The organism is Candidatus Auribacterota bacterium, assembly GCA_026392035.1.
In the GTDB taxonomy this organism is placed as follows: domain Bacteria; phylum Auribacterota; class Tritonobacteria; order UBA1439; family UBA1439; genus JAPLCX01.
Window position 1 is genome coordinate 1 of sequence record JAPLCX010000024.1, and the last position, 5314, is coordinate 5314.

At 55.7% G+C, this 5314-nt stretch carries 7 protein-coding genes; 4 read left to right on the plus strand and 3 right to left on the minus strand.

All coding sequences use genetic code 11. The features are described 5' to 3' along the window. The 4 genes from NTX71_02360 to NTX71_02375 all read left to right on the plus strand — a co-directional run. On the plus strand, nucleotides 1-225 hold a 225-nt coding region (locus tag NTX71_02360; protein ID MCX6338746.1), incomplete at its 5' end, for a hypothetical protein. Between the two features lie 12 nt (nucleotides 226-237). Continuing rightward, nucleotides 238-1653, plus strand: coding sequence for a hypothetical protein (locus NTX71_02365; GenBank protein MCX6338747.1), 1416 nt, complete (start codon nucleotides 238-240; stop codon nucleotides 1651-1653). A 7-nt stretch (nucleotides 1654-1660) separates the two neighbouring features. Then, nucleotides 1661-3115 carry a hypothetical protein gene (locus NTX71_02370; protein ID MCX6338748.1) on the plus strand — a complete coding sequence of 485 codons (1455 nt, stop codon included), beginning with the start codon at nucleotides 1661-1663 and terminating at the stop codon, nucleotides 3113-3115. 35 nt (nucleotides 3116-3150) lie between these two features. Next, nucleotides 3151-3573 (plus strand): GxxExxY protein, encoded by a 423-nt coding sequence (locus NTX71_02375; protein MCX6338749.1) that lies wholly within the window; start codon nucleotides 3151-3153, stop codon nucleotides 3571-3573. A 31-nt stretch (nucleotides 3574-3604) separates the two neighbouring features. Here NTX71_02375 and NTX71_02380 read toward each other — a convergent pair whose 3' ends face one another. The 3 genes from NTX71_02380 to NTX71_02390 form a co-directional block, all read right to left on the minus strand. Then, nucleotides 3605-4357, minus strand: a complete 753-nt coding sequence (locus NTX71_02380) for a molybdopterin-dependent oxidoreductase (GenBank protein MCX6338750.1) — start codon at nucleotides 4355-4357, stop codon at nucleotides 3605-3607. A gap of 108 nt (nucleotides 4358-4465) precedes the next feature. Further along, a complete protein-coding gene (locus tag NTX71_02385) occupies nucleotides 4466-4831 on the minus strand; it encodes a cyclophilin-like fold protein (protein ID MCX6338751.1) in 366 nt (121 codons plus the stop codon). A 267-nt stretch (nucleotides 4832-5098) separates the two neighbouring features. Next, nucleotides 5099-5314, minus strand: a 216-nt coding sequence (locus NTX71_02390) for a hypothetical protein (protein MCX6338752.1), incomplete at its 5' end; no start/stop codon positions are given.

Below are 5314 nucleotides of genomic sequence, written 5' to 3' on the forward strand. Positions count from 1 at the left end.
TTTGAACATGGGTACTGCGGAATGCGTTTTTCATGCTTAATGGATACTATATTACATACATGCGCACAAGCAAAAAAAGAGAAAAAATACATACCCCCTGTTTATCACTCTACCCTACCGAAACTGACCCATTACAAAATAACGCTGGAAGAAATACATATTCTGAGTGATAATACTTCTGCTTGGAATTTGTTTACCGCCTCGCAACCAACGCGGCGATCATAAAGGAGAAACCCTATGCTCACCGCTGGCGAATACTATCGCGACCCAGAGGTCCAGGAGCGGATCGCCGAATACTGCGGAGGGAGCGCCCAGGAACCCGAGCTGTGCACCGCGGAGTACCTCGTCGGCTACGGGGAGGCCCTTATCGGAACCCCCGCGCGGGAACCGTACCTCTCAACGCCTAAGGCCGGTTTCCACTATATTTTAGAAAATGGGCTGGATGTATTCCGCTCCCTCTGGGATCGCGTCCACACCCTCGGCGTCCTGGATGTGGAATATTTCAACATGGACTACCCCGGGGAGGTGTACTTAAACCAGGTCGGCGTCTTCAAGAAGCTGGAGCCCGTCTATCGGTCTATCCTGGACGTCTACACGCGCTATGGCATTCAACCCATGGTGTTGATGACCGGCCAGGGATACCATTTCTCTTTCCAGATCCAGTCCGGGACAAAGACCGATCTCACGCTCGAAAGCCTCGGCCACCTCATCGATTCCATCGAGGGGAAATACGGGGCCGAGCTGAGCAAGCGGTACAGAAAGGTCTCTCCCCGCCACGGGCGCTCATTCGACGGCATGGGCAGGGTCATGGAGTTCCTCGCCCACCAGATCATCGGAGCCGCCGCGAGCCAGACGCGAATGCCCATCATGATGACCGATGTGGCCGTCGGGAAGACGGGGCGCGGGGGTCGCGAAGCCGTGTCACTCGACCTCTCCTGCTTCGGCGATCCCATCTACATGAGGGACCTCCGCTGCGCCTTCTCCACCCACCAGAAGCACAAGGTCCAACGCCACAAGGTAGGCGAGGCCATTTCGCAGGGCACCCCCATCCAGGTGGCCGTGCCGCGGGGCAAACTCACGCTTGAGGAATGCCTCTGCCTCCGGCGTCATTTCCGCAACGCCGCAGAGTACGCGGGAAAAACGTACTGTTTCATCCCCGATTTCACGGTCGATTTTAAAAAGGTGATCGATGACTACCAGCAGTCCAAACTGTTCCGCTTCCACCAATGGTTTGACAGCCAACAGCAGGATCCATGGAGCGAATGGGATACAACCTATCGCGCATTTGATATACGCGTCCTCCCCCCGTGTGTCCAGCACTCCCTCCGCGTCCCGAACGACAACCTTCTCAAACCCACCAACCTCCAGACCCTGACCCGCTGTCTCCTCGCGCTGGGATGGCATCCCCAGCACATCGCCGGCCTCGTGCGCTCCAAGTGGGAGGGCAGCTACGGCTGGGGGCCGAACAGGTGGGACCACTTCGACGCGGGCTCCAGGTCGTCCTTCTACGTCCGTCTCTTCGCCGGACTGATTGCCGCCGAGGTCGACATGATGATCGACCACAACTGCATCTCGCACAAGGAGAAGGGGTACTGCTGGCAGCCAAACTGCGGTTACAGCCTGGGGATCTACCGCTGGAACGGAAAGTTCTGAACCCGCCATGCGAATGCTCAGCGAGGTAATGTCTGAAAAGGATTTTGAGGCGGTTCAGAAATACTACCGGAACGAGGCCGTACGCGCGAGGATCGCCGAATTCTGCGGCGGGGAGGAGTTCAGCTGCGAGTACCTCGTGGGCTTCGGGGAATCCCTTGCGAGGCAGGGCTACCGGCGCCCCCTGAAACTGGCCGACCGGGCCGGGCTCCCCGGTCTGATGGACGAGGCGTTGGACCTGTTCCGCTCCGTATGGGATACCAGCGCCACTCTCGCCATCTGGGACGTTGAATATTTCAACCTGGACAGTTGGACCGGCCTCTACCGCAACCAGCTCGCGCACTTTGAGCTGATGGAACCGACGTACCGGGTGATCGAGGGTCTCCACAGGCGCTACGATGTCCGCCATCTCACCGACACCACCTCTTCAGGGTACCACTTCGTTTCACAGATCCCCTTCTCCTCGCGCGTCCACGCGAAGCTGGAGGCAATCGGTCATCCCGAAAAAAGCCTCCTCCAAAAATACGCCACCGTCCCCGGAGGAGACAACAAACGCAGAAGGCCGCTCCCCGAACGCGATGCGAAAGGCTACAGCGGCATAGGGCGTCTGATGGAGTTCCTGTGCCACCGCGTCATCAGGGAAACACGGAAGAAAAGCCCGATTCCGGTGTCGATCTCCGACGCCTCCGCGGGACACAGCGAGCGCGGACGCGAGGGGATGAACCTGGACATCACCCAGTACGCGGATCCCCTCTACATGCGCGACATCCGCACCTCATTTTCCACGCACCAGAAGCACAAGGTGTATGTCGGGCTCGTCGGCCAGGAGACGGCCCGCAAACTGCCCGTCTATGCCACCGTCCCCCGAGACAGGCTCTCGCCGGGGGCGCTCTTCGAAATCAGGAGCGATCTCGGAAGGGCGGCCGAATACGCGGCCCACACCTCATCAGTTATACCGGATGCCGCACAGGGGTGGGAACGGGTGATTGACGACTATCGCGCCTCCCCCCTCTACGCGTTCCATCAGGATTTTGATTCGGTGGAACACGATCCCCCCTGGAAATGGCCGCAGACCTACCGGAAGCTCGACCTGAAGTCAATCCCCCCGTGCGCCGCCAATCCTATCCGCAACGCGAATCCCGGCCTCCTCGTTCCGACGAGCATCCAGACGGTCTGCCGCGTGCTCTTCAGCTACGGCTGGCACCCGAAACATATCGGGGGGCTGATACGCTCTCACTACGAGCAGCCCCAGGACTGGGGCGTTAACTGGTGGAAATACCACGCGGAGACCAGGGCGAATTTCTGGGCGCGCGTCTACTGCGGCATGCTGGCGACCGGCGATGACCCGATGGTTGACTTCAATTGTGTCTCCCACGCGGGAAAGGGATTCTGCCCATCCTCCTGGTGCGGCTTCAATCTGGAAGGCCGCCGGGAGGCAATAATCAATAGAGTTGGAACAGGATAAACGCCAATAAAAAAATAGCAACAGGATACACGCAGATGAACGCAGATAAGAAAGGAGATACTGATTATAAATATGCTGATGTAACGCATGGGATTATAAACGCAGCATTCGAGGTTCAAAACACTTTGGGGTGCGGCTTCCTCGAAAAGGTTTATGAGAATGCTCTTGTTTATGAGATGGAGATGAGGCATTACAAGGTTGAGCCACAGAAGAGTATAAATGTTCACTATAAAGGCAGGCTTGTAGGGGATTATACGGCGGACATTATCATAAATGATAAAGTGGTATTAGAGCTGAAAGCCGTTGAACAGATAACAAAAATACACAAAGCACAGCTTATAAACTATCTCAAGGCGACAGGGTACCAAGTGGGGCTGATCCTCAACTTTGCAAAGCCCAGACTGGAATATGTGCGATTAGTGCTGACGGATTTCCCACCCTCCGAAAACAAATCATAACCGATCTGCGTGTATTTGCGTGCATCCTGTTTCATATCCTCTTATACTCTCGATCTATCTGTATCTGCGTGCATCCTGTTCCTTGCACATCGTCACGAGACCATCGCTGTTGTTTCCAGGGATCCGCGTTGTTGCTGTATCCGTACCGCTCCCAGTAACCGAGCTTCTCGCGGTCGAGGAGGACAATCCGATTCACCCACTTGGCTGACTTGTACGCGTAGAGGCTCGGCACCACCAGGCGGACGGGGCCGCCGAACATGTGGGGAAGCGGTTTCCGCTGATACTCATCTGCGAGGATCACATCGGGCAGTGTGGCCACTGCGAGCGAGATATTCGTGGAGTAGCCGCCGTAACACTCGACAAAAACATGCCCCGCCTCGGGCGTGGGGCCGGCCATCGTCAAGAGATCGGCGAGCCGGACGCCGCGCCACCTGCATTCCCGCACGCTCCACGTCGTGACACAGTGAAAATCCCTGATCGATTCAATGTGCGGGAGGGTGCGGAACTCCTTGAGGTCGAACTCGAGCGTCCGCGCCACCAGGCCGTCCACGCGCAGCATCCAGGCGCCTTCATCAATCGCGGGGCGACCCCCGGCGCTGTATTCCACGAGCTCGCCTACCCAATGCTGCCCTGGAGGCAGGCGATCCGCCGCGTGCCGAGGCGCGCTCGCTCCCGCAGGTACTCCGATCTTTTTGCCGCGGAGCTTCCATACCGTCCCCACCCCTGCCGCCCCCGCGAGTGCCGTCAGAAACCGGCGCCTGCTGAGCTTCCTATTATCAGACATAGATCATACCCCCGTATTTCGGCCCACTAATTTTTGTAGCTGACACTTAAGTGTCGGCTACGGCTGTGGATAAGTGCGCGAATCTGCGGATAAGTTAAAATTGTAATACTAAGCGGCAGAAATAGTTATCTTCTCCCCATCCCTGATGCTCCTCAGCAGCTTCACCGGCGCGCTCGTTTTTCCCACAATGACGACCGGGCTCGCCGGGACGGGATCAGTACCGGAGCTCGCGGGCGTGGGGCCGAAGAAGACACAGAGGCACTTCCCCTGGGGCCAGTACCCTACATCCCCGACCTTCACGGTCATTGTCTGTCCATCCCGCGGGCAGGAGATTCCTATATCGAAATAGATCTCATCCCCCCAGGTATTCACCTCTGACGAGAGCGGCAGCTTTCCGCCGATCACCTTCGCCGCGGGACTGCTGTTCAACTCTGCCTCGAACGATCCTGACCCAGCCTTGAACATTATCTTCATCCAATCCTCCTTTTAATGCCATTGCTTTTATCAATTGACACACAGCATATCAAAAATAATTTTTTTAGAACCGCGGATTTCGCTGATGAACGCAAATAAACTTGAGGACAAGGAAGGCGCGGTATTATGTAGAAGGGGAATGAGAAAACATTCGCTTGTTGACAGAACCAACTTTAATGGGTGTGAAAAGTCAAGAATAAAGATGGGAATACCCCAAAAAGCTTACAAGTAGGGCGGCACTCCTGTTACAGCCGAGCCTCAGGAGCCTCAGTTCCCAGTTATTATTACCAATCTATTATTTTTTACCATAATCCTTATCTGAAAGTCAACAAATTTCTTTACTATTTTGTAATGGGTCAGTTTCGGTAGGGTAGAGTGATAAACAGGGGGTATGTATTTTTTCTCTTTTTTTGCTTGTGCGCATGTATGTAATATAGTATCCATTAAGCATGAAAAACGCATTCCGCAGTACCCATGTTCAAA

What these genes read in the sequence shown, in the direction of transcription:
- NTX71_02365 (MCX6338747.1), top strand. Translation starts at nt 238, where the DNA reads ATGCTCACCGCTGGCGAATACTATCGCGACCCAGAGGTCCAGGAGCGG.
- NTX71_02370 (MCX6338748.1), top strand. Translation starts at nt 1,661, where the DNA reads ATGCGAATGCTCAGCGAGGTAATGTCTGAAAAGGATTTTGAGGCGGTT.
- NTX71_02375 (MCX6338749.1), top strand. Translation starts at nt 3,151, where the DNA reads ATGAACGCAGATAAGAAAGGAGATACTGATTATAAATATGCTGATGTA.
- NTX71_02380 (MCX6338750.1), bottom strand. Translation starts at nt 4,357, where the DNA reads ATGTCTGATAATAGGAAGCTCAGCAGGCGCCGGTTTCTGACGGCACTC.
- NTX71_02385 (MCX6338751.1), bottom strand. Translation starts at nt 4,831, where the DNA reads ATGAAGATAATGTTCAAGGCTGGGTCAGGATCGTTCGAGGCAGAGTTG.